This window comes from Gaetbulibacter aestuarii, from assembly GCF_039537665.1.
Taxonomy (GTDB): Bacteria; Bacteroidota; Bacteroidia; order Flavobacteriales; family Flavobacteriaceae; genus Gaetbulibacter_A; species Gaetbulibacter_A aestuarii.
This window is the reverse complement of sequence record NZ_BAABAY010000001.1, coordinates 60494-84604: the sequence shown is the minus strand read 5'-3', so window position 1 is coordinate 84604 and position 24111 is coordinate 60494. Positions and strand designations below refer to the sequence as shown.

Here is a 24111-nt window from a genome sequence, read left to right as displayed (position 1 = left end):
AGTAATGAAACATTTAAAATCTAAACTCCTTTGCATTTTAATCGTAGGCATTATTACAGGTTGCAGCCAGCCTGAAAAACATATTGAAGTTTCCCCCGAATTATTTTATAAATCGGTTGATAAGGTCATGGAAATTCAAATTCATGATATCTTTTCTCCACCAGTTGCGAGTCGTATTTTTGTATATCCTGATATTGCAGCCTACGAAATATTGGCACAGAAAAGTCCGAAACTTAAGTCTTTGGTGGGTAAGGTTCACGAACTTAAGCCCATTACAAAAGCGGATACGGCCCAACATATTAATCTGGAACTATCAGCGATCATAGCTCATATGGAGTTAAGTAAGGATCTGATCTTTTCTGAAGATCGCATGGAAAGTTTGCAGGACAGCCTTTACGCGGTTTGGAAGGGTATCAATAAAGATGAATTCGAAAAATCGAAGGCCTATGCCTTTACGGTTTTGGGAGACATCAAAAAGTGGATGAACAAAGACAATTATAGTCAAACCCGAACGATGTCTAAGTTTACTGTGAATACAGACGATCCTTCCAGATGGCAACCAACGCCACCGGCCTATATGGATGGTATTGAACCGCATTGGAATTTAATAAGACCGTTTGTGATCGATTCAGCGTCACAATTCAAACCTGAACGTCCACCAAAATTCTCTATGGATAAGGATTCTGAATTCTATAAACAAACCATGGAGGTTTACAATGTAGGAAATGAAATGACTTCCATTGGAGATAAATCTATTGGAGTGGCAACTGCCCAGTTCTGGGATTGTAATCCTTTTGTTTCGGTTACTCGAGGTCACTTTATGTTTGCTACTAAAAAAATATCTCCCGGCGCCCACTGGATCGCTATCGTAAAAATAGTAGGTCGGCAGGTTAATGCTGATGTTGAGGATGTAGTGAAAATGTATACCACGACATCTATTGCTGTAGCCGATGCGTTTATCAGTTGTTGGGATGAAAAATATCGTAGTAATTTAATACGTCCGGAAACCGTGATCAATAAATACATTGATCCGGATTGGCTGCCCATTTTACAAACGCCACCCTTCCCGGAATACACCAGTGGTCACTCGGTGGTTTCCGGTGCTGCATCGGTTATACTAACAGAACTTTACGGACCAGATTTCCACTTTAATGATGATACCGAAGTGCAATTTGGTTTACCCATTCGTAGCTTCGATTCATTCTATCAGGCATCACAAGAAGCCGCAATGAGTCGTCTTTATGGTGGTATTCATTACCGCGCTGCTGTAGAAAACGGATTAAAACAAGGCCTGGATCTAGGTCACTTTATAGCTAAAAAATTAGATTTATAAGATTGGAGGAAACAGAATCACACCACTAAACTAACTAACTCAAACTATGAAAAAACTAATCACCGCCTTACTCATGGCGTTGGTCCTTTTGGGCTGTAAAAAAGAGGTCAAGCAAGCAGAACCCGTTGCTCAAAAAGAGCAGTCAGGAACCTGGTGGAAAGAAGGGGTGTTGTATCAAATTTATCCTCAGAGTTTTAAAGATACAGACGGTGATGGGTTTGGAGATTTTAATGGTGTAATTGAAAAACTGGATTATCTGGAAAGTCTGAATATCAAAATGGTTTGGATGAATCCGTTCTTCAAATCACCCATGGTTGATAATGGTTATGATGTTAGTGATTACAGAGCTATTCAACCACGTTATGGTACCATGCAAGATTTTCAAAGGATGCTTGATGGTATGCATGAGCATGGGATCAAGTTTGTGGTGGATATGGTTGTGAATCACAGTAGTATTGAGCATGAATGGTTCAAACAATCACGTAGTTCCAGAGATAATCCTTATCGTGATTATTATCATTGGTGGCCTGCAGAAAAAGGTGAACCACCATACCGTTGGAGTTTTTTCGATCCTGATGGTGCCTGGACCTACGATAAAAAAACAAATGCCTATTATCTTCATTATTTCTCTGCCGCACAACCCGATCTGAACTGGGAAAACCCTAAAGTGCGCCAGGAAGTTTATAATATGATGAAATTCTGGGCAGATAAAGGAGTAGATGGTTTCCGTATGGATGCTTTTCAGTTTGTAAGTAAGGATACAACCTTCCCTGAATTTCCAAAAGGATACGAAAAAAATGTGGCCAAATGGTATGGTATGAATCCACCCATACATAAGTATTTAAACGAAATGTATGATCAGGTCTTCAGTAAATATGACGTGTTTGGCGTTTCTGAAGGCGCGGGAACAACGTTTCAGGATGCGCACGATCTGGTGGATGCCGACCGCCATGAATTGCAAATGGCCTATCACTTTGATTATGTTGATATGTCAAGATCTACGAAGGGTTATGAACTAACCGATTTCAAAAATAGATTTACCAAATGGGATAAGGAATTTGAAGACAAAGGCTGGTTGTCCATCTTTTTATCGAATCATGATAATTCAAGATTAGTGAATCGTTTTGGGAACCCAAGTCCGGAATTTCGAACACACTCTGCACAAATGCTAAACACGTTTTTAATGAGCATGCGCGGAACACCGTATACTTATTACGGAGATGAAATTGGCATGACGAATATTGACATGCCAAACATTGACGAATATGTGGATGTTTCCGCCATTGGCGATTATAAAAAAGCACTGGCCAGAGGTGATGATATGGATAAGTTCATGGTAGAACTCAATTATAATTCCAGAGAAAACGGACGGACACCAATGCAATGGAATGATTCAATAAATGCCGGATTTACAACGGGTATCCCTTGGAAAAAAGTGAATCCCAACTACAAGGATATCAATGTTGCAACCGAAGAAAAAGATCCCAATAGTGTTTTAAATCATTTTAGAAAAATGGTGAAACTTCGAAATGAAAATAAGATCCTGGTTTACGGAAAATATCAATTGTTTGATGCCGAAAATGAAGAAACCTACAGTTTCTCCCGAACTCTGGATGATCGAAAAGTATTGGTACTTCTCAATTTTACCGACCACGGCTCTGACGTGGTTCTGCCTGAAATTAAAAATATGGAAAACGAACTCATAAATAATTACAGTAGTCTGGATAAAACCGACGATAAGGTCACACTCAAACCTTATCAAGCTGTTATTTATGAATTAAAAACTGACTAAATCAATAAGATATGAATAGACAAAAAATCAATTTATTTCTCGTAGTCACAAGCCTTTTTATTTTATCGGCATGTAGCAAACCTGAAAAAACGTATACCGTAACTTCCCCGGATTCTAATATTACCGTTGATTTTGCTTTATCAGATTCGGGGCAACCCATGTATCTGGTACATTATAAAGACAAGGCTGTTATCGACACCTCGTATTTGAGTTTCGATTTTAAATCAGCGCCGTCTTTAAAAGATCATTTTAAAGTTCTTAACTCGGCAACAGGTAGTGCTGATGGCTCCTGGAAAATGCCCTGGGGTGAGCAACTCGAAGTTCGTGATCATTACAATTCCCTGATAGTGAATTTGCAGGAGGAGAACGGAGAACAACGAAAAATGAACATCCATTTCAAGGTTTATGATCATGGTTTGGGCTTTCGTTATGAGTTTCCGGAACAACCCAATATGAAAGAGGTGGTGATCACAGATGAAAACACAGAGTTTAAATTAACAGGAGATCATGAAGTGTGGTGGCAACCGGGTGATTGGGATAGTTATGAGCATTTATTTCACGATACTAAATTTTCAGAAATTAACGCCAATGCCAATGGTGATAGTGATGAGTTAAACGCGAGTTACATTCCTGAAAATGCTGTGAATACACCAGTGACCATGAAAACGGCTGACGGCTTGTATTTAAGTTTTCATGAAGCAGATCTTACCAATTATGCCGGGATGACCTTAAAGGTTGACAACGATAACCTGAGTATGGTTAGCGAACTGGTGGGTTCTGATCGTTTAGGAGGAAAAGCAAAGATCACCATTCCATTTGATACCCCCTGGAGAACGATTCAAATCGCTGAAAAACCGGGTGATCTCATCGAATCTAAAATGACATTAAACCTTAATGATCCTAATGAATTAGGTGATGTACCATACTTCACACCAATGAAATATGTAGGGATCTGGTGGGAAATGCACATTGGTAAATCTACCTGGGACCTTGAAGGGAGCCAGGATATGAATACCTTCACAACAGGGAAGGTGGGAAGCGCCAAGCATGGTGCTACCACTGAAAATGCCATAAAATATATTGATTTTGCCGCGGCCAATGGTATTAAAGGTTTACTCGTTGAAGGTTGGAATACCGGCTGGGATAAATGGATCAATAATGATCGTGAGGGTGTATTTGATTTTATCACACCGTATCCGGATTACGATTTCAAAAAGGTCATGGCCTATGCCAAGGAAAAAGGAATTCAGGTGATCATGCATCATGAAACTTCAGCTGCACCAATGACGTATGAGAAACAAATGGATAAAGCATATGAGTTTATGGCTGATAATGATATGCATGCGGTAAAAACGGGCTATGTTGGCGAAATTATTCCTGATGGTGAATACCACCATGGCCAATGGATGGTAAATCACTACCAAAAGGTAATCAACGAGACTGCCAAATGGAAAATTGCCGTGGATGCTCACGAACCGATTAAAGCCACCGGAAAGCGCCGTACTTATCCAAATATGGTTTCCAGAGAAGGACTTCGTGGCCAGGAATTTAATGCCTGGGCCAAAGATGGCGGAAATCCCCCGGATCATTTACCAACTGTGGCATTTACAAGAATGCTGGCTGGTCCTATTGATTTTACACCGGGTGTTTTCAATATCAAATTCAATGATTATAAAAAGGAAAATCAGGTAAATACAACCTTAGCGCAACAATTGGCTTTGTATGTGGTTATTTATTCGCCAATTCAGATGGCTTGCGATTTACCGGAACACTACATGGTTAATGGAAAAATTCATCCTGCATTTCAATTTATTACCGATGTTGGGGTAGATTGGCAACAATCCAAGGTCTTGGATGGCGAAGTGGGAGAATACGTGGTCATAGCGCGTGAGGAACGGAAAACCAATAATTGGTTTGTTGGAGGAATTACTGATGAAAATGCCAGAGATCAAACGGTTAATTTCGATTTTTTAGAACCGGGAAAAGTATATCATGCGACTATTTATAAGGATGGTCCGGATGCTGACTGGGATAAGAACCCTGAAAGTTATGCCATTGACAAAATGGATGTAACAAACGATAGTTCCATAGACATTCATATGGCGCCAGGTGGTGGTTTTGCCATCAGTATCATGCAATAAGCAACATCACTTTAAAAAACATTTCAAATGACCTTTAAGAAACCAACGCTTACCTTTTGGCAAATTTTTAATATGAATGTCGGCTTTCTAGGCATTCAGTTCAGCTTCGGGTTACAACAAACGGCTGTAAATCCCATATTTTCATTTTTAGGAGCCCATCATGATCAATTACCTTTATTGAACTTAGCGGGACCTGTTACAGGCTTGATTATCCAACCTTTGATAGGGGCGATTTCTGATAAAACCTGGTCTCCAAAATGGGGAAGACGAAAACCATTTTTCCTTATTGGTGCGCTGATAGGAAGTTTGTGTTTATTCGCCTTTCCTTACAGTCCGTCCCTTTGGTTCGCGGTAGGATTATTATGGATTTTAGATGTGGGTAACAACATGGCGATGGAACCTTACCGCGCCTTTGTTGGTGATAAATTACCGAACAAACAGTTGAGTTTTGGGTATCAAATGCAAAGTTTATTTGTGGGTGCCGGTATTGTATTGGCGAATGTTTCCATATTCTTGTTTCAAGATTGGTTTGGAGGTGCTGAGGTGGCTGCAGATGCTGCCGTTGGAATTCCGAAATGGTTGTATTATTCATTTTTCATAGGTGCCACCTTATCAGTTACCACCATTTTATGGTCGGTTTTAAAGACGCCTGAAATTCCACCATCAGATAAGGAATACGATGAGATCAAAAAGCACAACGCTTTGCCAATGATCGAACGCATTAAAACACCTTTCTTTGAAATTATTGACGCGATCAAGGATATGCCTAAATTAATGTGGAAGCTTTCTGCAGTATATTTATTTCAATGGTATGCCTTGTTTGTTTATTGGCAGTTTATTTCACCCATGTTTGAAGAAAGTATGGGCTTTGATAAATCTCAGGCCTTAAGTCAGGCCGCCAAAATGAATACCACATACAATGTTTCTACCGTGGTTTTCGCTATGATCTTAGTGCCTTTGGCTTTAAAATATGGCGGTAAAAAGGTTTATGTGCTGAGTTTGTTTCTAACCGGTGCGGCACTTTTAAGTATTCCTTATATCCACGATCCTTTTTATGTGATCTTACCCATGATTCTATTCGGAATTGGTTGGGCAGCCATGATGGGGATTCCATATTCCATGGTATCCAAAGTGGTGGCTCAGGAACGGCGTGGCGTTTATATGGGAATCTTAAATATGATGATCGTGATTCCTATGTTCATTCAAACTTTAACCTTTGGACCTATAGAAAAATATCTACTCAATAACAGTGCGGTAAATGCTATTATTTTTGGAGGTGTATTCTTCGTTATTGCAGGTTTTCTGGCCATCCGGATTCAGGATCCCGGAGCCGATCTCGATGATGACGAACCAATTTTAGCCGGTGGCGGCGGTCATTAAATTTTGAGATTATGAAAAACTTAGGAATTAAAATTTCAGTATATCTCAATTATTTTGTCTTCGCTATCTTATTGAATAGTGTTGGGATCGTAATTGAACGCTCCATTACAGTGTATCAGGTAACGGAATCCCAAGCATCTATATTAGAGGCTTTTAAAGATTTACCTATTGCTATTGTTTCCTTTTTAGTTGCTTCTTTTTTACCTCGATTTGGGTACAAAAAAGCGATGTTAACAGGTCTCGCTATCGTGTTTTTGGGTTGTTTACTTATGATCTACGGAAATTCATTTTATTATACTAAAATTCTATTTCTTTCTATAGGCGTTAGTTTTGCTTTGATCAAACTCTCTGTGTATTCTTTAATTGGAGTTTTGACTGAAACCAAAAAAGAACATGCCTCCATGATGAGCTCTATTGAAGGGTTTTTTATGGTGGGGATAGCTTCAGCTTACTTCTTGTTTCCTGCTTTCTTTAATGACAAGACCGATATGGAATCCTGGCTGAATGTGTATTATGTGCTTTGTGGTATCATCGCTGTATCCTTTGTGTTTTTGTTGTTTTCAAAATTGTCTTACGAAGTAGAAGCCATAGGAAGTACGTTGATGGAAGACATCAAACAATCCGTGAAGCTCATGGTTGTACCTTTAGTTCTTATTTTCATTATTTCAGCCTTTTTATTTGTGATGATCGAGCAAGGGATCATGTCCTGGCTTCCAACCTTCAACAAAAAGATATTTAGATTTGATTCCGTTTTAAGTACGCAAATGGCGAGTGTTCTGGCCTTATCATTGGCTTTAGGGCGATTCATAGCCGGATTTTTAACCAAATACATTAAATGGGTGTACCTCGTGATCATTTGTGTGGTTATCTCAGGATCTATCCTTGTTTATGTGTTGCCACAATTAAATGTAGATAACGCCGTAACCACTGAAATAACAAGTATAACCGATGTGCCGCATTTAGGGTTTATTTTACCTTTAATAGGGTTATTTATTGCGCCTATTTATCCATTACTGAATTCCACAGTATTAAGTTCATTACCTAAAAGTTTACATTCGCCAATGTCCGGACTTATCATTATTTTTTCCGCCCTTGGCGGAACATTAGGGTCCAGAATTGTTGGAGAATTATTTCAACATATCGGAGGAGCATCTGCCTTCTATTTCTTATTAATACCTATGGCATTGCTCATTATTTTTGTAATAAGAATTGATAAAATGTCGAAACAAAAAGTAGAAGTATTATCATGATATTTAAATTACCTATAACGGATACCCTGAATGCCTTATTGGCACAGGAAGACACCGATAAGGATAAAAAAATAACCATTGAGGACAAGGGTCCAAAAACCTTTGAAATAACTTCTATTTCTGGTGATCATTATACGGTTTCAGGTACCTATAATTTATCTAATTTGTTACAGGAATTGGTTATTGCAAAACAAGAAGGACAAGATGTTGCGGAAATATCTTTGAGTAAGATCGAAGAACTTCCTGTTCAGAGGATATCTAGAATGATCCGTGATTATTACTGGAATGGATTAACCCGGCGTATGGATAAAACAGGGGTTAAAAGTTTGATCTCCGATTCGAAAAATGCCTCTCTAACATCTGAAAAATTAACCATTTATGTGCCTTATCAGGATACCTTAGCTTATGATTATTATAAAGTTTTAGAAAAGGATCTGCCGATCATTACCCAAAAATTGCCCAAAGATATCACTCCGGAATATGTGAAATCCATTAATCATAAACCCGGAATTTTATCCCTGAAATTAGAAGACCACAACGGTAACATTGAAGGCGTTCCTTTTGTGGTTCCAGGTGGTCGATTTAACGAAATGTACGGATGGGATAGTTATTTTGAATCCGTTGGTTTGATGTTGGACGGCAAAGTGGAACTTGCCAAAGCCATGGCGGATAATTTTCAATATGAAATAAATTATTACGGTAAAATTTTAAACGCGAACCGTTCATATTATTTAACCCGGACACAACCACCTTTTTATTCCACATTGATCCGTGAGGTTTTTGATATCACACATGATAAAACCTGGTTAGCGTCACACCTGGAAACAGCCATTAAAGAATATGAAACCGTTTGGATGGTAGAAGGCAAACGCCTTACGAATAATGGTTTGAATCGCTATTTAGCCCAGGGTATTGGGATAACTCCTGAAGCTGAGGAAGGCCACTATGATGCCGTATTAAAACCTTTTGCTGAAAAGGCCGGAATGTCTGTTCAGGCCTATATTCGGGCTTACCAATCGCAACAAATTCAGAACGATTTTTTAGATACTTATTTCCTTCACGACAGAACGGTTCGGGAATCCGGGCATGATACCTCATACCGTATTGAAGGCAATTGTGCCGACCTGAATTTAGTGGAGCTCAATGCGATGTTATACAAGTACGAAGTTGATTTTGCGGTGCTTATTCGGGATGTGTTTCACGATAGTTTTGAATTGCATTTAAGAACTTACACAGGAAGTTATTGGTTAGAAAAGGCTGAACTTCGAAAAGCTCGAATGAATGAATATTGCTGGAACCAAAGTCTGGGCATGTACTTTGACTATAATCACGTAACCAGATCACAATCAGCATTTATTGCAGCCACCACCTTAACGCCGATGTGGTGTGATATGGCTTCCGAAGAACAAGCTGAAAAATTGGTAAAACACGCTTTGCCTTTGCTTCAGGAAAAAGGAGGCATTGCGGGAAGCACCGAGCAGAGTAGAGGAGAGATCAGTGAATCAAGACCACACCGCCAATGGGATTTTCCAAATGGTTGGGCGCCACATCAAATGATGATCTGGAAAGGTTTACTTAACTATGGATATAATGCAGAAGCTCAGGAATTAATATACCGATGGCTCTATATGATCACCAAAAATGCCGTGGATTATAATGGAACTATCCCCGAAAAATATGATGTGGTAGAAGCCACGCATAAAGTGTTTTCAGAATATGGCAATGTTGGAACCGACTTTGAATATATTTCACAGGAGGGCTTTGGTTGGATGAATGCCTCGTACCAATATGGTTTATCACTTATGGATAAACGATATGTTGAAGCCCTTAACGATTTAAAACCACCTGAAAGTTTGTTCTAAAATTTATCATATGGGATCACTTCGCGTTATTTTTTCAAACATCCGCTATTTTTCCATTACCTGGTTATTTGCATCGGTAAATTTAATGGTAGGAACCTGGGTACTTTACATTCCACATATCAAAGAAAGGCTCGCTCTAAATGATGCCCAAATTGGTATCGCTCTTTTTTGTCTCTCACTTGGAGTGTTACTTTTTATACCTATAGTTCCCTGGTTTAGTAAGCATGTTGGTTTAGGAAAAACTTCATTTTTTGCCGTTATTTTATTTTCGGCAGCCTATATACTGCCTTTTTTTGTATCTAGTTTTATCCTGCTTTGTTCAGCACTGTTTGTGGTTGGGATCTTTTTGGGTATTACAGATGTTACCATGAATGCCCTGGTATCAGTAACTGAAAAGCGGGATGTCAGTCATTTTATGTCCGCTGCGCATGGTTTTTTTAGTTTAGGAGGCGCTGTGGGTGCTATCATAGGAAGTTTACTGATGCCTTTTTTTACTAATCCTATGTATCATATGGCCTGCATGGCGTTGCTTATAATTGTCACAAATCTGGTGTTGCAAAAATACTATTTCAAAGTAACCGAAGATAGTCATCATGAAGAGCAGAGCAGTTTCCCTTTCAAACTCTTAAAACCCTTATTTGTGGTGGCTTTTTTAACTTTTGTTATTATGGGAAGTGAGGGTTCTATAGAGCACTGGAGTACCTTGTATTTGGTGGAGGTCTTAGAAGTTGCAAAAGACAATCAAATTGGCTTAGGGTTCATCCTATTTTCCACCTGCATGACCATTGGTCGCTTTTTTGGAGACGCAGTCAGCGAAAAACTGGGTTCCTTAAAAATAATTTTTTGGGGAATATTTATTGCAGTTTTTGCTTTTGTGGCTATTTTATCAAGACAATTCTATATATCTCTTTTCGGTTTTGCACTTCTGGGAATTGGACTCTCAGTGATCATTCCGGAATTATTCAGAATTGCGGGAAACACTAAAAATATTTCGTCATCACGAGGTATTTCATTTGTTTCGGGTTTAGGATTCTTAGGATTTTTACTAGGTCCTGTTGGCCTGGGATTTATATCGAAGCAATTCAGCCTTTGGGCTAGTTTTTTATTTTTATTATGCATGGTCACCGTTGCACTGATTATCGCGTTCTTTAAAATGAGAAAAGCATAATTTAAATCCAAGATATTTGCTGTAATTATCTGAAATTTAGACCAAATCGAAAACGTTTTCGATATTATTTGTCCCTTTTTTATAGAACTAAAATTTACTTGAATTGGAGATAGATGTATATTGTTGAAAATTTCAATTAAACTAAATTAACCAACTAAACTAACCGTAGATTTTGAATACCATTGACATTTTGTGCGTCGGGGAAGTTCTCATTGATTTTATAGGGCATCAGGAAGGCGTTCTTATTAACAATACAAGAGATTATCACCGGTATTTAGGGGGTTCACCAACCAATGTGGTCATGAATTCTGCCCGCTTGGGGTTGAAGGCCGGTTTGGTAGCCACCGTTGGTAATGATGGTTTTGGTGAATACATTTTCCAAAGACTTGAAGAAGTTCAGGCAGATGCAAGTCATATTCAAACTCGAAATGACCTGGCAACCAGTGTGATCTTTGTTTCCCGTTCCAGCGGTACACCTGATTTTTTACCATATCGTGAGGCGGATTATATGATCGAGGAGCATCAAATACCCACAAAAACCCTTGAGAAAACACAGGTATTTCATACCACTTGTTTTGCACTTTGTAAAAATCCTGCTCAAACAACCATTCTTAAAAAAGCAGAAGAAGCTTCGAAGTTGGGTTGTACATTGAGTATCGATGTTAATTACTCCGAGCGTTTATGGCCCGATAAAGAGGAAGCCATTCAAGTAATTAAGGCCTACTGCAGGTTTAATCCTTTAGTTAAAATTAGTGAAGACGATATGTTTCGATTGTTTGAAAAGAAATTATCTCATGACAAGATATTTTCATTTTTTCATAACGAAGGGGTTGAAACAGTGTGTTTAACTTTAGGAAGTGAAGGTGTAAAATGCTCACAAATAAATAAACCACTTATTGTTTTACCGGCGATAAAAATAGAGAAAGTGATGGATACCACAGGCGCCGGTGACGCTTTTTGGTCCGGATTCTTATTTGCGCATATCAAACAAAAACCTATTAAAGAATGTTTGGAAGTGGCATTAAAATTGGCCGCATTAAAACTTCAAAATGTTGGCCGATTGCCGGACAATATCAACATTCTTTCAAAATTATTAGAATAACAAATGGCGAAAACAGTACATAGTAAACTTTCGAACGGGGTAATGCTCAATGCCTACCCCGATAGCATTGGTTCAAAATTAAGTGATACTGTTGCTATGCTGGAACTACCTGAGTTTAAAGATACGTTTTCGCTTTTCTATATTTTACCCACATTTTTCAATAGTGATCTCGACAGGGGTTTTTCAATCATCGATTACGATATTAATAAGGAATTAGTTTCAGAGGACGATCTCAAACGTATGAATGCTTTAGGCGTTTTATTAAAATTTGATATTGTTCTGAATCATTTGTCGGTAGCCTCACCACAATTTAAAGATCTGCTGAAATTCGGAAATGATTCCAAATACAAGGATTTTTTCATTAACTGGAATAACTTCTGGGATGGATATGGTGAAAAAAATGAGGACGGCATTATGATTCCTGAGCCGCAATATTTAAATAGATTATTTATGCGGAAATCGGGATTACCTATTTTGAAAGTTCCTTTCCCCGATGGCTCAGAACAACCTTATTGGAATACATTTTACCAGGAGATCACGTATCATCATATCACTATCAATGATCTAAAAAAAGTTGAGGGATTAACTTTAGATGCGGCTGGATTGATCTGTAAGGAGGTCAATTCGGCCATTGATAGTAAACAAAATATCACTGAGCTTGATTTAGGTGAATTTAATATACATAAAGCGCAAATTCTTCAAATCGTAAAACAAAAACGCAGTTATCTCGGGCAGATGGATGTTAATGCAAAATCGCCTTTAGTTTGGGATTTTTACGAGGAAACCCTGGCGAAATTGGCCGCATATGGTTGTAAAATTTTGCGTTTGGATGCTTTTGCATATTTGCATAAGGAGGTTGGGCAATCTAACTTTTTTAATGTTCCGGGAACCTGGGACTATTTGGAGCGTATTCGACAGATTGCTGAAAAACACCAACTCACTTTACTTCCTGAGATCCATGCAGAATATGGCGTTCATCTTCATGATGAGGTAGCGCAGGAAGGTTATCAGATCTATGATTTTTTCCTTCCGGGATTAATGATACACACGTTGGAAAGTAAATCCGGTACTGCTCTAAAGCATTGGGCCAACGAGATCGTTACTAAGGATTTTAGGACAGTCAACATGCTTGGTTGCCACGACGGAATTCCTGTTCTAGATCTAAAAGGTAAATCTGTAAACGGGGTTTATCATAATGGTCTTTTAGAGGATAAAGATATTGAGGCTATTATGGATATTGTTATGGAACGCGGTGGTCGGGTAAAAAATCTTTATGATCCTTCAGGAAAGAAAATTTCCTATTATCAGGTGAATGCAACGTTTTTTAGTGCCTTGGGCGAAGATCCTAAAAAACTACTTGCGGCTCGGGCTATTCAACTTTTTATGCCGGGAATTCCGCAAGTGTGGTATCTGGATATTTTTGCCGGTAAAAATAATTATGAAGCGGCCGATCGTGGTAGCAGTGGTGGCCATAAAGAAATAAACAGAACAACACTTTCTCTTGAAGATGTAAAAAAAGGTTTGAAACAAGAGGTAGTAACCCAACAATTGGAGATCATCCGTTTGAGAAATACATTGAATGCTTTTAATGGTAACGTAGAAATACCAAGCACATCAGATGACCAATTGGTATTTGATTGGACGAATGGAGCGGATAAGGCGACATTAGACTTAAATTTGAATGATTTCAGTTTTAAAATTTCTTTTACAGAAAAGGGTGAAACCAAAGTTTTAAATTACTAAATACAGCATTATTTTATGCTTTTAATACTATCTAAATCAGCCTGCATTTCTTTTACTAGTTCCGGATATGTTTGAGCTACATTATGAGTCTCTGCTTTATCATTTGAAAGATCGTAGAGTTGTGGCACTTTTTTAAATCCAAGAGCTACTTTTTTACGTGTCATCCAACCGGGACTTGCATTTTTCCCCATAGGTTGAATGTATTTAAATGATCCCTTTCTAAGGCCCAGAGTAAACGATTCTTCCAGAAGCATTTTTCTTCCGGGCTGCGAAGCATCCACGATGGCAGGTAAAAGATTTTGGCTATCGATGGCTTCTTTTGAAGTTAAAGGTTGACCAAGTAGTGCTGCTAAAGAGGCGAAATAATCAATTTGAGAAATTAAGGCATCACTAACACCGGGATTTTTGATCTGATCTGGCCAATAGGTGATCATCGGAACGCGAGTTGCAGCTTCCAAAGCACTATACTTTCCTCCACTATATGGTCCGCCGGGTTTGTGATCTCCCAGGAGTTCTACAGCGCCATCCTCATAACCATCATTCAAAATGGGGCCATTATCACTTGAAAAAATGATCAAGGTATTTTTATCAATATGAAGGCGTTCCAATTCCTCCATGATCGCCCCAGTGATCCAGTCCATCTGAACAATAGCATCACCGCGATTGCCCATATTTGTTTTTCCCTGGAATTTTTTATTGGGTAAGCGTGGCACGTGTATATCGGTAAATGAGAAATAAAGAAAGAAAGGCTCGCTTTTATGATCTTCAATAAAATCTTTAGCTTTTCCTATTAAAATATTCGGAAAATCCTCATCGGTCCACATTGCTGATTTGCCTCCGGTTTGATAACCCATACGGCTCACGCTATCTACAATAGCCTCACTGTGTTCTTCATCAGCCTGAAACCGCAAAAGCTCAGGATTTTTAAGTCCGGTAGGTTCATTTTCAAATGGTTCAGTGTAACTTATCTTTAAAGAGTCATCAGCACTTAAATTAATAATGTTATGATTTTCCAAATATGCCGTTGGCACACGGTCTGGAGTTGCGGGAATTAAAAAGCTGTAATCAAAACCAATTTCTAGTGGGCCGGGTTTTACATCGGTATTCCAATCAACATTGCCATTACCCAATCCCAAATGCCATTTTCCAACAACTCCGGTGGCATATCCTGCATTTTTAAGCATTTTGGGTAACGTATAAGTATCAGTAGGAATAAGTAAAGGTGCATCACCGGGCAAAATAGCAGCATTTTTCCTAAACGCATAAACACCGGTAAGCATGGAATATCTAGACGGCGTGCAGGTTGCAGCCGAACTATGGGCGTCAGTAAAACGAATGCCGTTATTCGCAAGTCGATCTACATGAGGTGTTTTTACATCAGTAGCACCATAGCAACCAAGGTCGCCATAACCCAGATCATCTACATAAAAGATAATGATATTCGGCTTGGAAATTTCTGTGGCCAACGGTTTGTTTTCTGTTTGCTTTTTGCAGGACAAAAACGCGAGTAAAGTAAAGCTAAAAATAAGTACTTTTTTCATAGGTATTATTCGTGATATCCTGCCGGACTTTTATGTGTTACTTCTTTATTCTGCATTAATTGCTTGTGAATATCATACGTTACATCCATCCAGGCCTTGCTTTCTTTCCACTTTGGTGGTTCCATTTTTGATTCCCAGGTTTTTAAATTGGTTTTAAGCAAGCTGAAAGAGGTTGTATCTTCAATGGATAGATCTTGGGTTTCCCCGATATCATCTGAAAGATCATAAAGGGTTGCACCATAATTTTTAAGGCGAACAAGTTTAAGATCTCCGAATCGAGCAGCGGCGTCGTCTAATTTGCGCCAGTATAATTCCTGATGCGGATTACCTTGTTTTTCCTTTTTAAGATAGGGTAGTAGGTTAACACCGTCCAGAATCAAAGATTTATCTTTTGCAATATGAGCTGCAGCCAAAGACGTTGGAAATATGTCGAGAGAAGAACTTAAACCTTTAAACGGGAGGTTTTCCTTTAAAATCTTCGGCCAGCTCATTACAAAAGGTACACGGTGGCCACCTTCAAATTCATTGCCTTTCCAGCCCTTTAATGGTCCATTTTCAGAAGTGTTGTTTGTGGCGCCACCATTATCACTTAAAAAATAGATAAGTGTGTTATCCAATAAGTTTAAATCTTTAAGCGTATTATAGAGTTTACCCACATTTTGGTCAAGCGACCAGGTCATGGCTGCCAGAGTTTTTCTCGGGTGATCCTTATATTTTTCCAGATCCTCGGCCTTGGCATCCATAGGTGTATGTACGGCATTATATGCCAAATACATAAAGAAAGGTTTATTTTTATGGTCTTTTACATACTTTACAGAATAATCTCCTAGTACATCCGTCATGTAACCATCAAAAAGAATCCGCTCCCCATTGTGTTGCAACATGTGCTGTTTAGAGGGGGTTTCCATAGGAAAATAGGACCGACTTCCAGCTAAAAAGCCATAAAAATCATCAAAACCCCGTTGGTTGGGATGATCGGTAACGGAGGCTCCTAAATGCCATTTTCCGATAGCAACGGTACTGTAGTTGTGTTTTTGAAACACATCAGCCATCGTTTTAACATCATCAGATAAACCGATGCCGCCGGTACCATTTGCTTCAAATCCAAAGCGCTGTTGGTATTTTCCGGTTAATAGACCGGCTCGTGAAGGAGCGCATACTGTGGAACTTACATGAGCATCTGTAAAAACCACCCCCGATTTAGCAATTTTATCAATATTAGGGGTATCGAGATCACTGCTACCCATAAATCCAAAATCAATATATCCGGCATCATCAGCAAGGATGATAATGATATTCGGTCTTTCATTTTTATCTGAAGCACCTGCCTCTTTTTGTTCAGCTTTTTTAGCACATGAAAAAATGCTAAAAGCAATCAATATCAGATAAAAATGTTTAAACATCTAGTGTTTGGATTTAGATTAGTTAAAAAGAAGATAGAGGTTTCATATTCAGAGAACAATAGACCTCTATCTTCAAAAATCACGCTATTAATAACTCAAATCAGCGTTTATTTTTTTACAAATTTGAAGGTTCCTTCGGCTTCTTCAATATAAGCTTTCAAAATATATAACCCGGCAGCCAAATTAGACACATTAACATTATCTCTGGTATCTGCAATGGTTTTTGTTAGTACTTGTTTTCCTAACAGATCATAAACTTCGATTTTGTCAATGTTTTTTGCTGCAGATAAAGAAATATAGTTTGTTGTTGGATTTGGATAGGATTTAAAGTTGAATTTTTCAAGATCAGTGATCGAGAGAGATGAGGCATTCTCTATCACCACGTTGTCTAAACGAAATGGATTATTATTCGTTCCTTTGAAAAATACTATTCTAGCGTCCGAGGTAGTGGCTACAAAACTGAATGAACCACTGAACCAAGTGTCGTTTGTAGAATTTAGCGTGTACTTAGTATCACTATTAGATAAAGTTAGGTTATTTCCCGAACCTGAGGGAGTGTCTTTAACCGTTACATTCATGTTGGAAGTGTTTCCATTGCTCACCCATAAATAATCGAAAGAGACGTTGTAGGTTTCTCCAGGTACAACCGTAACAGCTTGAAACAATGACCCATCACTGTTTTCAATTTTTCCTAACCATTGACCATATATGTTTACGTCATATGAGGTATTAGATACAGTACCATTTTTGTATCCACTCCAACCTGTGGCATCTCCAGTTTCGAAATCACCATTTGAAATAAGATTTTGGCTAAAACCAAAAACTGCAGTTAATAGAATTAATAAAAATGTAATTTTTTTCATAATTATAGAGTTTAGATAGTTAGTATTAACAACCTCTCCGGTTTCAAACCAAAGAGGTTGTTGTTGTATTTAGTTTAGATTTTTTCTTGCAATGAAACTTCATCTAAATAGAATGGCGGATTTCCATTAACCTTGTAGAATACAATTTTTAGAGTTGAAGTACCCGCTGGTACTACAAATTCATAACTGGTTTCCGTCCATTGGTCTGTAGTTGAAACAGGATCAAGTTGAAATAATAATCCGGCGTCGTTGTCTCTGATTACAGGTTTTAATACGTTGGTGCTCAAATTATCTCGCCATTTGGAGGCAAATTTTAAAATATAGGTTTTGCCGGCCTCAACAGGAGCTAACTGGAATAATGAACCATCACCATTTTCAATTTTACCAGAGAAGTTACCCACATAAGCATCAGCAGCAAAAATGCCATTTTTAAAACCACCCCATGGGGCAATTTGTCCGGTTTCGAAATTACCATTCACCAAAATTTCATTTTCATCTACCGGAGGCGTATATTGAGTATCCTGACCCGGACCAATATCATTATTGGGATTGATTGCTGCATACACCTGGCCAAGTGCAGTTAAATTGCTTTCATCATCAAATAAGGTTGATGAGGCAAGTGCGGGTCTACCACCACCGTCAAACCAGGCATAGCGATGTACCCATTCCAGGTTATTCATGGCTGTTGTAGCATCTTGCATAAACTCAATTACCTGAGCTTCACTGTATTTATTGTTTTCTACTGTGGTAGCATTCCAATCAGCAACGGCAAACTCGGTAACCCAAACAGGTCGCCCGCCGTAATTATCGTGTGCATACTTCAATTTTGAAATAAAATTCAAAACATTGGCGCCACCATAGCTGTGCACGGTAACAAAATCAACACGTAAACCCTCAGCATCGGCACGTTGCATAAATTCTTGCATCCAGCTGTTATCCGGACTAACTGTAGCAGGCGAACCTAGTGGTACCCCCAGGGTTTCCAGCTGAGGCCATAAGGCAATAGCTTCATCTACAGTCATATTTGCCTGGTTTGCACCATCAGGTTCATTGAATCCCAGAACATATTTTACTTTACCTTCATCTATAAGACCTTTAATACGGGTTAAATTCGCTTCAGTTACAGAACCTTTTCCCCAAAACATGGGTACGTATTCTACATTTTCCGGAACTTCTTCCTTGAGGTCATTTCCCCAGCTATACATCCAAAAGGCTTTGGAGTCGCTGGTTTTGTACGACCAGTCTTTGGCTTTGTTGGTGTAAGCCACTCCTTTTTTCATAATGGCATCCGTGGCCGTTGGATCAGTCTCGGCTGGTAGCTCCGAAGCTCCAAAGTCACCGATCACGTTCTTTTCACAACCCAATATTAATATTGAGAAGCATACTATGTATATAAACTTTTTCATGTTTTTAAGTGTTTTAAATGTTTTTATTGCCATGCCGGATTTTGAACTAAATTCGGATTCACATCGATCTCATTCTGAGGAATAGGGAATACTTCAGATTTTTTACCCTGGTATGATGGATTGTAAGGTCCAACAGGGTCAGCAATAGCACGATTGAAACCCTCTTCAATTTCACCCCAACGTTTAAGATCCATAAATCGTAAACCTTCCAGGGCTAATTCAACGCGACGTTCGTGACGTACGATCTGGATCATTTCCTGCTGTCCAACAGCACCCTCTACGCTTTCAACACTGGGCATATTAACGCGGGCTCTGATCTGATCGACCAGTGCGGTGGCACCGGCAACATCTCCTGTTTCAGCCATAGCTTCAGCGCGCATTAATAAAATGTCAGCATATCTTATCACGTAAAAATCTTGAGATCCTTCGCCAAAACTTGCATTTCCCTCAGCGTCCGGACCTCTTCGGATATACTTTCGCATACCGTAACCGGTTGGACCATTGCCTGGAAATATTTTTACAGGATTATCATAATATTGATCGCCTTTAAAATAAATCGTGGCGATTGCTCTTGGATCTCTGTTATCTCTTTCGTCAGCCGGATTGAACAATGGCGAGGTAGTAACCGGTAAACCATCTGTACAATAATAATCATTTACAAGATTTGGCATGGGGCGTTGATCTACCTTAGGCGTTCCTTGATACGTTCCTGAAAAGGTCTCTCCATTTTGAGTTGCAGCACCTCTTAAAAAGCGTACTGAAAAAACAATTTCCGGTGACTGTTCTTTTTCCGGGGTAAATAATCCTGCATAATCCGGATCTAAACTGTAACCCAAGCCCATGGCTTGTTGGGTTAAGTCTAAAACGCCATCTGGGCCATCATAAACTTTATTGTAAAGTTGAACTCTTGCAAATAGCCCCAAGGCAGCCCCTTTTGTGGCGTAGCCGTATAAATTATCCGGATAGGCTTCCGGTAAATTAGCTGAAGCAAATTTCAAATCCTCGCGAACCTGTGCGATAATTTCATCATAGGTATTCTTTGGAACGTAGGCTTCATCTAAGGTTTGCGGTTCTGTGATCAAAGGAGCGTCTTCAAAATAAACAGCTAAATTGAAATACAATAAACCTCTTAGGAAGTAACCCTGACCTAATAATTGTTTCTTGGTTTCCGCATCTACCAGGTCTTCAGAAATGGTTTGTACGTTTTTGATCACCTGGTTTACTCGAGCAATACCAGTGTAGGAATCATTCCAAATTTGGTTCAATGGACCAGAGGATGGATCTGCCGTACCTTCCATAAAGACGCCCAGACCTTCCCATTTATATTGATTAAAGGCATTATCACCAAGGCCGTCAAACCCTGCGAAACCTTGCCAGCCATTCAAATTGCCGCCGTAAAGCGATTTGCTTTGAAGGGCAGAATAAACGCCATTTAAGGCTAAAAATGCATCTTGTTCACTTTGCCAGAAATTATTCTCTGCAATTTCTGTAGGAGACGAGCGTTCAATAAATTCTTTACCGCAGCTGGTTACCGCAAATAAAACGCCAAATATTATAAGTATCTTTTTCATTGTTGTTAGATTTTTAAGTTTAACCCTAAGGTGATGGTTTTGTAAAGTGGTGCATTCCTGTTACTTTGAGAACCATTTGCACCCTCCGGATCGAAATATTGTAAACCTGTAAATGTGAATAGGTTTTGAGCTCCAACATAAACGCGGAGTTTGGTCATGCCAATTTTCTTTAATACATCTGATGGCAGTGAGTATCCAAGTTCTAGGGATTTTAATCTTAAGTACGAGGCATCCTGAACATAGAATGAGGATACTCTGGTGTTGTTTTGGCCACCTACTCTAGGTAAATTCACACTTGGGTTTTCAGGTGTCCATCTATCGATCCAGTATACCAAAGCATTACTTCGGTCATCTGCCAAAGGTAAATTACCATTACCCATAAGCAATCGGTCTACTCCGCTAACACCTTGGAACAAGAAGTTCAAATCCCAACCTTTGTACTCCAAAGATCCATTAAAGTTAACTAACAGATCTGGATTTGGATTTCCGATTACCGTTCTGTCATCATCCGTAATTACACCGTCAGGTACCCCATCCGGTCCGGAAATGTCAGCATATTTTATATCACCTGGAGCTGTGTTCAAATTTCCAAATTGCTCCGGTGAATTTGCAATTTCAGCCAAACTTTGGAAGATACCGATGGCCTGCAAACCATAGTATGATCTGAAAGGGGATCCAATTCGAATTATTTGAGTATTCGTTATGGTCTCTTCACCACCATCACCTAATCCGGTAACTTCGTTCTTAAAAAATTTGGTAATATTTCCACCAATACTAAACTTCGCTTCGCCAAGATTTCCGCGGTAACTTGCGGCAACTTCCAGACCACGGTTGATCATAGATGCAGCATTTCGCGCTGGAAGATTTGATACCCCTAAAGTGCTTGGAACCGGAAATCGATTGTATAGAATATCGGTACTATTCCTATTAAAGTAATCGGCAGTTAATTCAATTTTATTTTTTAACAAACTAAGGTCTAAACCGATATCGTATTGCTCGGTTTTTTCCCATCTAATAAACGGGTTTGCGAGGGTTGTTATAGCAACACCAACAACGTCGGTATTATCGCCCAATACATAATCTTGATCTGGACTATACGATTGATAGGCAACATAATTGTTTACCGCTCTATCGTTACCACTAATACCCCAACTTCCTCTAAGTTTTAGATTATTAATAAAATCCACGTTACTCATAAAACTTTCTTTGGAAATATTCCAACCTAAAGAAGCTGATGGAAAATTACCGCTAAAATAGCTCGGTCCGAATTTTGACGATTGATCACGTCTTAAATTGAATTCAGCTAAGTATTTTTCTTGGTAATTGTAATTGATACGTCCAAAAAACGACTGGGTCACTTCTTCGAAAGCACCTCCATTTACCGCCGGATTTAAAAGTCCACCGGCATTGAATTCTTCAAGATTATCAGTTGGAAAACCACTTAACTGGCCATTAAAACCATCGTTTCTGTAGTAATTTATGGAGTGTCCTACAAGAGCTCCAAAATTGTGGTCCTTATTAAATGTTTTATTGTATCGTAAAATATTTTCATTCAATAATCTATAATTTAGATTAGATGAATTTCTTAAAGTATTCAATAAATCTTGTCTTACAATATTTCCAGCCCAATCACGAATGGTAGCGGTGGGACTAAAATCAGATGAGGTATTGAATACTACGTTGGCACTACCACTGGTTTCGAATGATAAATTATCGGTTAATTGGAACGTGAATCCTAATCGCTGACTAATATTAATAATATCTTGGACATAATTTCCTAAATAACCGCGTCTTAAAGGGTTTTGAGTGGGAAATGAAAAGTTGCTGTTCTCATAGGCACCATCCACAATACCGTATTCACCATTGCTGTAATATGCCGGGATTGTTGGAGCTGTTCTTTGTAATGAATAAATAATTCCGTTATCTCCGTCGAAAGCACCCTGACCACCGGTAGGTCCTTCATTTCGCTTCCAGAACGCATTGCTCACACTACTCATTTTGAACCAATCCTTCATTTTAGAGATAATATTGAAACTCAAATTGTAACGCTCTGACTTAAATTTACTTCTTATAATCGCATCCTGCCCCAGATATCCCATAGAAAGTCTGTAGGTGGTTTTTTCATTACCTCCCGAAAAGGCAAAATTATGATTCTGTATGGACGCCATACGCAATACTTCATCCGCCCAATTGGTATCGCCAAATTGGTCTGGTAACGATCCTGTTCGTATTGCTTCTATTTGTTCGGGCGTATAGCGTGGTTGAAATCCCGGGCCGTCCTCGTTTCTGAACTTTTCGTTCATCAATGTAGCATAATCATAGGCATTAAGGAATTGCGGTTTAACCGTAGCATCCTGAACACCATAATAACTATTAAAAGCAATTTCAAATTTATCTTTAGTTCCCTTTCTGGTTGTTACCAATATAACGCCGTTAGCTCCACGTGCTCCGTAAATGGCACTCGCTGAGGCATCTTTTAAAACCGTAACACTTTCAATGTCTGAGGGTGCTAAACTGTTAAAAGCAGATAAGTCTTCATATTGAATGTTGTCGATTACCACAAGCGGGGTAGTATTGCCAAAAGTACCTATACCACGAATCGTGATGCTTGATCCATCCGCACCGGGATTACCCGAAGTTTGAGTGAGTTGAACTCCTGAAAAACGACCGTATAATAATTGTCCGGCATTCGTTACAGGTTGGTTAACTTCTTCTTTAAACTGAACCGTTTGTACCGATCCTGTTAAGTTCACCTTTTTTTGCGTACCATAACCAACAACAACAACTTCATCGAGTTGGGATAGGTCCTCCTGCAAAACAATGTTTAGTGTCGTTTGATTCCCTACGGAAATTTCTTTGGTTAGATAACCTATATAGGATACCACGAGAACCGCATTATCCGGAACGGTTAAACTAAAGTTTCCATCGAAATCGGTTTGAGCACCATTTGTGGTTCCTTTTTCGATCACGTTTGCTCCGGCAAGGGGGAAACCGGTAGCGTCCGTTACTGTACCCGAAATAGTTTTTTGCACTTTAGTTTTTGCATCATCGGGAGGTGTCGCTGTAGTTTCAGCGAACGAGAATGATGAACTTAAAAAAACTACCAGTAAGCACAAAAGTGATCTTTCAAGCTTACTGTAAAATGTCTTTAGATTATTCATAAATAAGTTTTGAGTTAATTAATTATTTGAGTTTAGTTGTTATTTAAATTTTATTCAGGAGGTTATTTTTTTTGATCATGATCTCATAAAAGCGTAGAGCAACGTCGAAAAAAAAATTAACAGCACAACAAATATGAGTGATTCCTGATTTTTGATTTTATCCTCTTCTTTTTCGGTGTTGTTTTGCATTTTTTGATTTTGTTATTACTCAAAGCTCTGCAATAATTAGCTCATCTAGAGGTGTAAATCGTTCAAAATAAGGGTGTAATAAGGTTAGTGTTTAGAATTTGATCTCAAAACCCCCTTCGGGTGAACTTAAAGTGGGTGGTTCCGTAATAAGAGGTTTAATACAAAACTGATCTTAACCAGAATGAGAGATGGTAACAGGTTGTTTT

General features: G+C 38.8%; 15 protein-coding genes. 9 read left to right on the top strand and 6 right to left on the bottom strand.

What is annotated here, in order from left to right; genetic code table 11:
• Positions 1-4 precede the first annotated feature (4 nt).
• From ABD682_RS00305 to ABD682_RS00265, 9 genes are all read left to right on the top strand, one after another.
• Positions 5-1333, top strand: coding sequence for a vanadium-dependent haloperoxidase (locus ABD682_RS00305; RefSeq protein WP_344737764.1), 1329 nt, complete (start codon positions 5-7; stop codon positions 1331-1333).
• A 46-nt stretch (positions 1334-1379) separates the two neighbouring features.
• Positions 1380-3125 (top strand): glycoside hydrolase family 13 protein, encoded by a 1746-nt coding sequence (locus ABD682_RS00300; protein WP_344737762.1) that lies wholly within the window; start codon positions 1380-1382, stop codon positions 3123-3125.
• A gap of 11 nt (positions 3126-3136) precedes the next feature.
• Positions 3137-5266, top strand: coding sequence for a glycoside hydrolase family 97 protein (locus ABD682_RS00295; protein WP_344737760.1), 2130 nt, complete (start codon positions 3137-3139; stop codon positions 5264-5266).
• Positions 5267-5293: 27 nt separating this feature from the next.
• A complete protein-coding gene (locus ABD682_RS00290; RefSeq protein WP_344737758.1) occupies positions 5294-6646 on the top strand; it encodes an MFS transporter in 1353 nt (450 codons plus the stop codon).
• Positions 6647-6657: 11 nt separating this feature from the next.
• Positions 6658-7896 (top strand): MFS transporter, encoded by a 1239-nt coding sequence (locus ABD682_RS00285; RefSeq protein WP_344737756.1) that lies wholly within the window; start codon positions 6658-6660, stop codon positions 7894-7896.
• Positions 7893-9758: a trehalase family glycosidase gene (locus ABD682_RS00280; RefSeq protein WP_344737754.1), complete on the top strand. Its 1866-nt coding sequence runs from the start codon at positions 7893-7895 to the stop codon at positions 9756-9758. The genes ABD682_RS00285 and ABD682_RS00280 overlap by 4 nt, the downstream gene beginning before the upstream one ends.
• Before the next feature lie 10 nt (positions 9759-9768).
• Positions 9769-10926, top strand: a complete 1158-nt coding sequence (locus ABD682_RS00275; protein ID WP_344737752.1) for an MFS transporter — start codon at positions 9769-9771, stop codon at positions 10924-10926.
• A gap of 172 nt (positions 10927-11098) precedes the next feature.
• Complete coding sequence (locus ABD682_RS00270; RefSeq protein ID WP_344737750.1) at positions 11099-12028, top strand: carbohydrate kinase family protein; 930 nt, start codon at positions 11099-11101, stop codon at positions 12026-12028.
• 3 nt (positions 12029-12031) lie between these two features.
• Positions 12032-13771, top strand: a complete 1740-nt coding sequence (locus ABD682_RS00265; RefSeq protein WP_344737748.1) for an alpha-amylase family protein — start codon at positions 12032-12034, stop codon at positions 13769-13771.
• Between the two features lie 8 nt (positions 13772-13779).
• Here ABD682_RS00265 and ABD682_RS00260 read toward each other — a convergent pair whose 3' ends face one another.
• The 6 genes from ABD682_RS00260 to ABD682_RS00235 form a co-directional block, all read right to left on the bottom strand.
• Positions 13780-15312 carry a sulfatase family protein gene (locus ABD682_RS00260; protein WP_344737746.1) on the bottom strand — a complete coding sequence of 511 codons (1533 nt, stop codon included), beginning with the start codon at positions 15310-15312 and terminating at the stop codon, positions 13780-13782.
• A gap of 5 nt (positions 15313-15317) precedes the next feature.
• Positions 15318-16715: a sulfatase-like hydrolase/transferase gene (locus tag ABD682_RS00255; protein WP_344737744.1), complete on the bottom strand. Its 1398-nt coding sequence runs from the start codon at positions 16713-16715 to the stop codon at positions 15318-15320.
• 107 nt (positions 16716-16822) lie between these two features.
• A complete protein-coding gene (locus tag ABD682_RS00250) occupies positions 16823-17578 on the bottom strand; it encodes a T9SS type A sorting domain-containing protein (protein ID WP_344737742.1) in 756 nt (251 codons plus the stop codon).
• 74 nt (positions 17579-17652) lie between these two features.
• Entirely contained in the window at positions 17653-18984 is a 1332-nt protein-coding gene (locus ABD682_RS00245) for a glycosyl hydrolase (protein WP_344737740.1), read from the bottom strand.
• 23 nt (positions 18985-19007) lie between these two features.
• Positions 19008-20555 carry a RagB/SusD family nutrient uptake outer membrane protein gene (locus tag ABD682_RS00240; RefSeq protein WP_344737738.1) on the bottom strand — a complete coding sequence of 516 codons (1548 nt, stop codon included), beginning with the start codon at positions 20553-20555 and terminating at the stop codon, positions 19008-19010.
• Between the two features lie 5 nt (positions 20556-20560).
• Positions 20561-23716, bottom strand: coding sequence for a SusC/RagA family TonB-linked outer membrane protein (locus ABD682_RS00235; protein ID WP_344737736.1), 3156 nt, complete (start codon positions 23714-23716; stop codon positions 20561-20563).
• Between the last annotated feature and the right edge of the window lie 395 nt (positions 23717-24111).

Bases quoted from the DNA above. Each gene is read 5' to 3' on its own strand.
- ABD682_RS00305 (WP_344737764.1), top strand. From the start codon at position 5: ATGAAACATTTAAAATCTAAACTCCTTTGCATTTTAATCGTAGGCATT.
- ABD682_RS00300 (WP_344737762.1), top strand. From the start codon at position 1,380: ATGAAAAAACTAATCACCGCCTTACTCATGGCGTTGGTCCTTTTGGGC.
- ABD682_RS00295 (WP_344737760.1), top strand. From the start codon at position 3,137: ATGAATAGACAAAAAATCAATTTATTTCTCGTAGTCACAAGCCTTTTT.
- ABD682_RS00290 (WP_344737758.1), top strand. From the start codon at position 5,294: ATGACCTTTAAGAAACCAACGCTTACCTTTTGGCAAATTTTTAATATG.
- ABD682_RS00285 (WP_344737756.1), top strand. From the start codon at position 6,658: ATGAAAAACTTAGGAATTAAAATTTCAGTATATCTCAATTATTTTGTC.
- ABD682_RS00280 (WP_344737754.1), top strand. From the start codon at position 7,893: ATGATATTTAAATTACCTATAACGGATACCCTGAATGCCTTATTGGCA.
- ABD682_RS00275 (WP_344737752.1), top strand. From the start codon at position 9,769: ATGGGATCACTTCGCGTTATTTTTTCAAACATCCGCTATTTTTCCATT.
- ABD682_RS00265 (WP_344737748.1), top strand. From the start codon at position 12,032: ATGGCGAAAACAGTACATAGTAAACTTTCGAACGGGGTAATGCTCAAT.
- ABD682_RS00260 (WP_344737746.1), bottom strand. From the start codon at position 15,312: ATGAAAAAAGTACTTATTTTTAGCTTTACTTTACTCGCGTTTTTGTCC.
- ABD682_RS00255 (WP_344737744.1), bottom strand. From the start codon at position 16,715: ATGTTTAAACATTTTTATCTGATATTGATTGCTTTTAGCATTTTTTCA.
- ABD682_RS00250 (WP_344737742.1), bottom strand. From the start codon at position 17,578: ATGAAAAAAATTACATTTTTATTAATTCTATTAACTGCAGTTTTTGGT.
- ABD682_RS00245 (WP_344737740.1), bottom strand. From the start codon at position 18,984: ATGAAAAAGTTTATATACATAGTATGCTTCTCAATATTAATATTGGGT.
- ABD682_RS00240 (WP_344737738.1), bottom strand. From the start codon at position 20,555: ATGAAAAAGATACTTATAATATTTGGCGTTTTATTTGCGGTAACCAGC.
- ABD682_RS00235 (WP_344737736.1), bottom strand. From the start codon at position 23,716: ATGAATAATCTAAAGACATTTTACAGTAAGCTTGAAAGATCACTTTTG.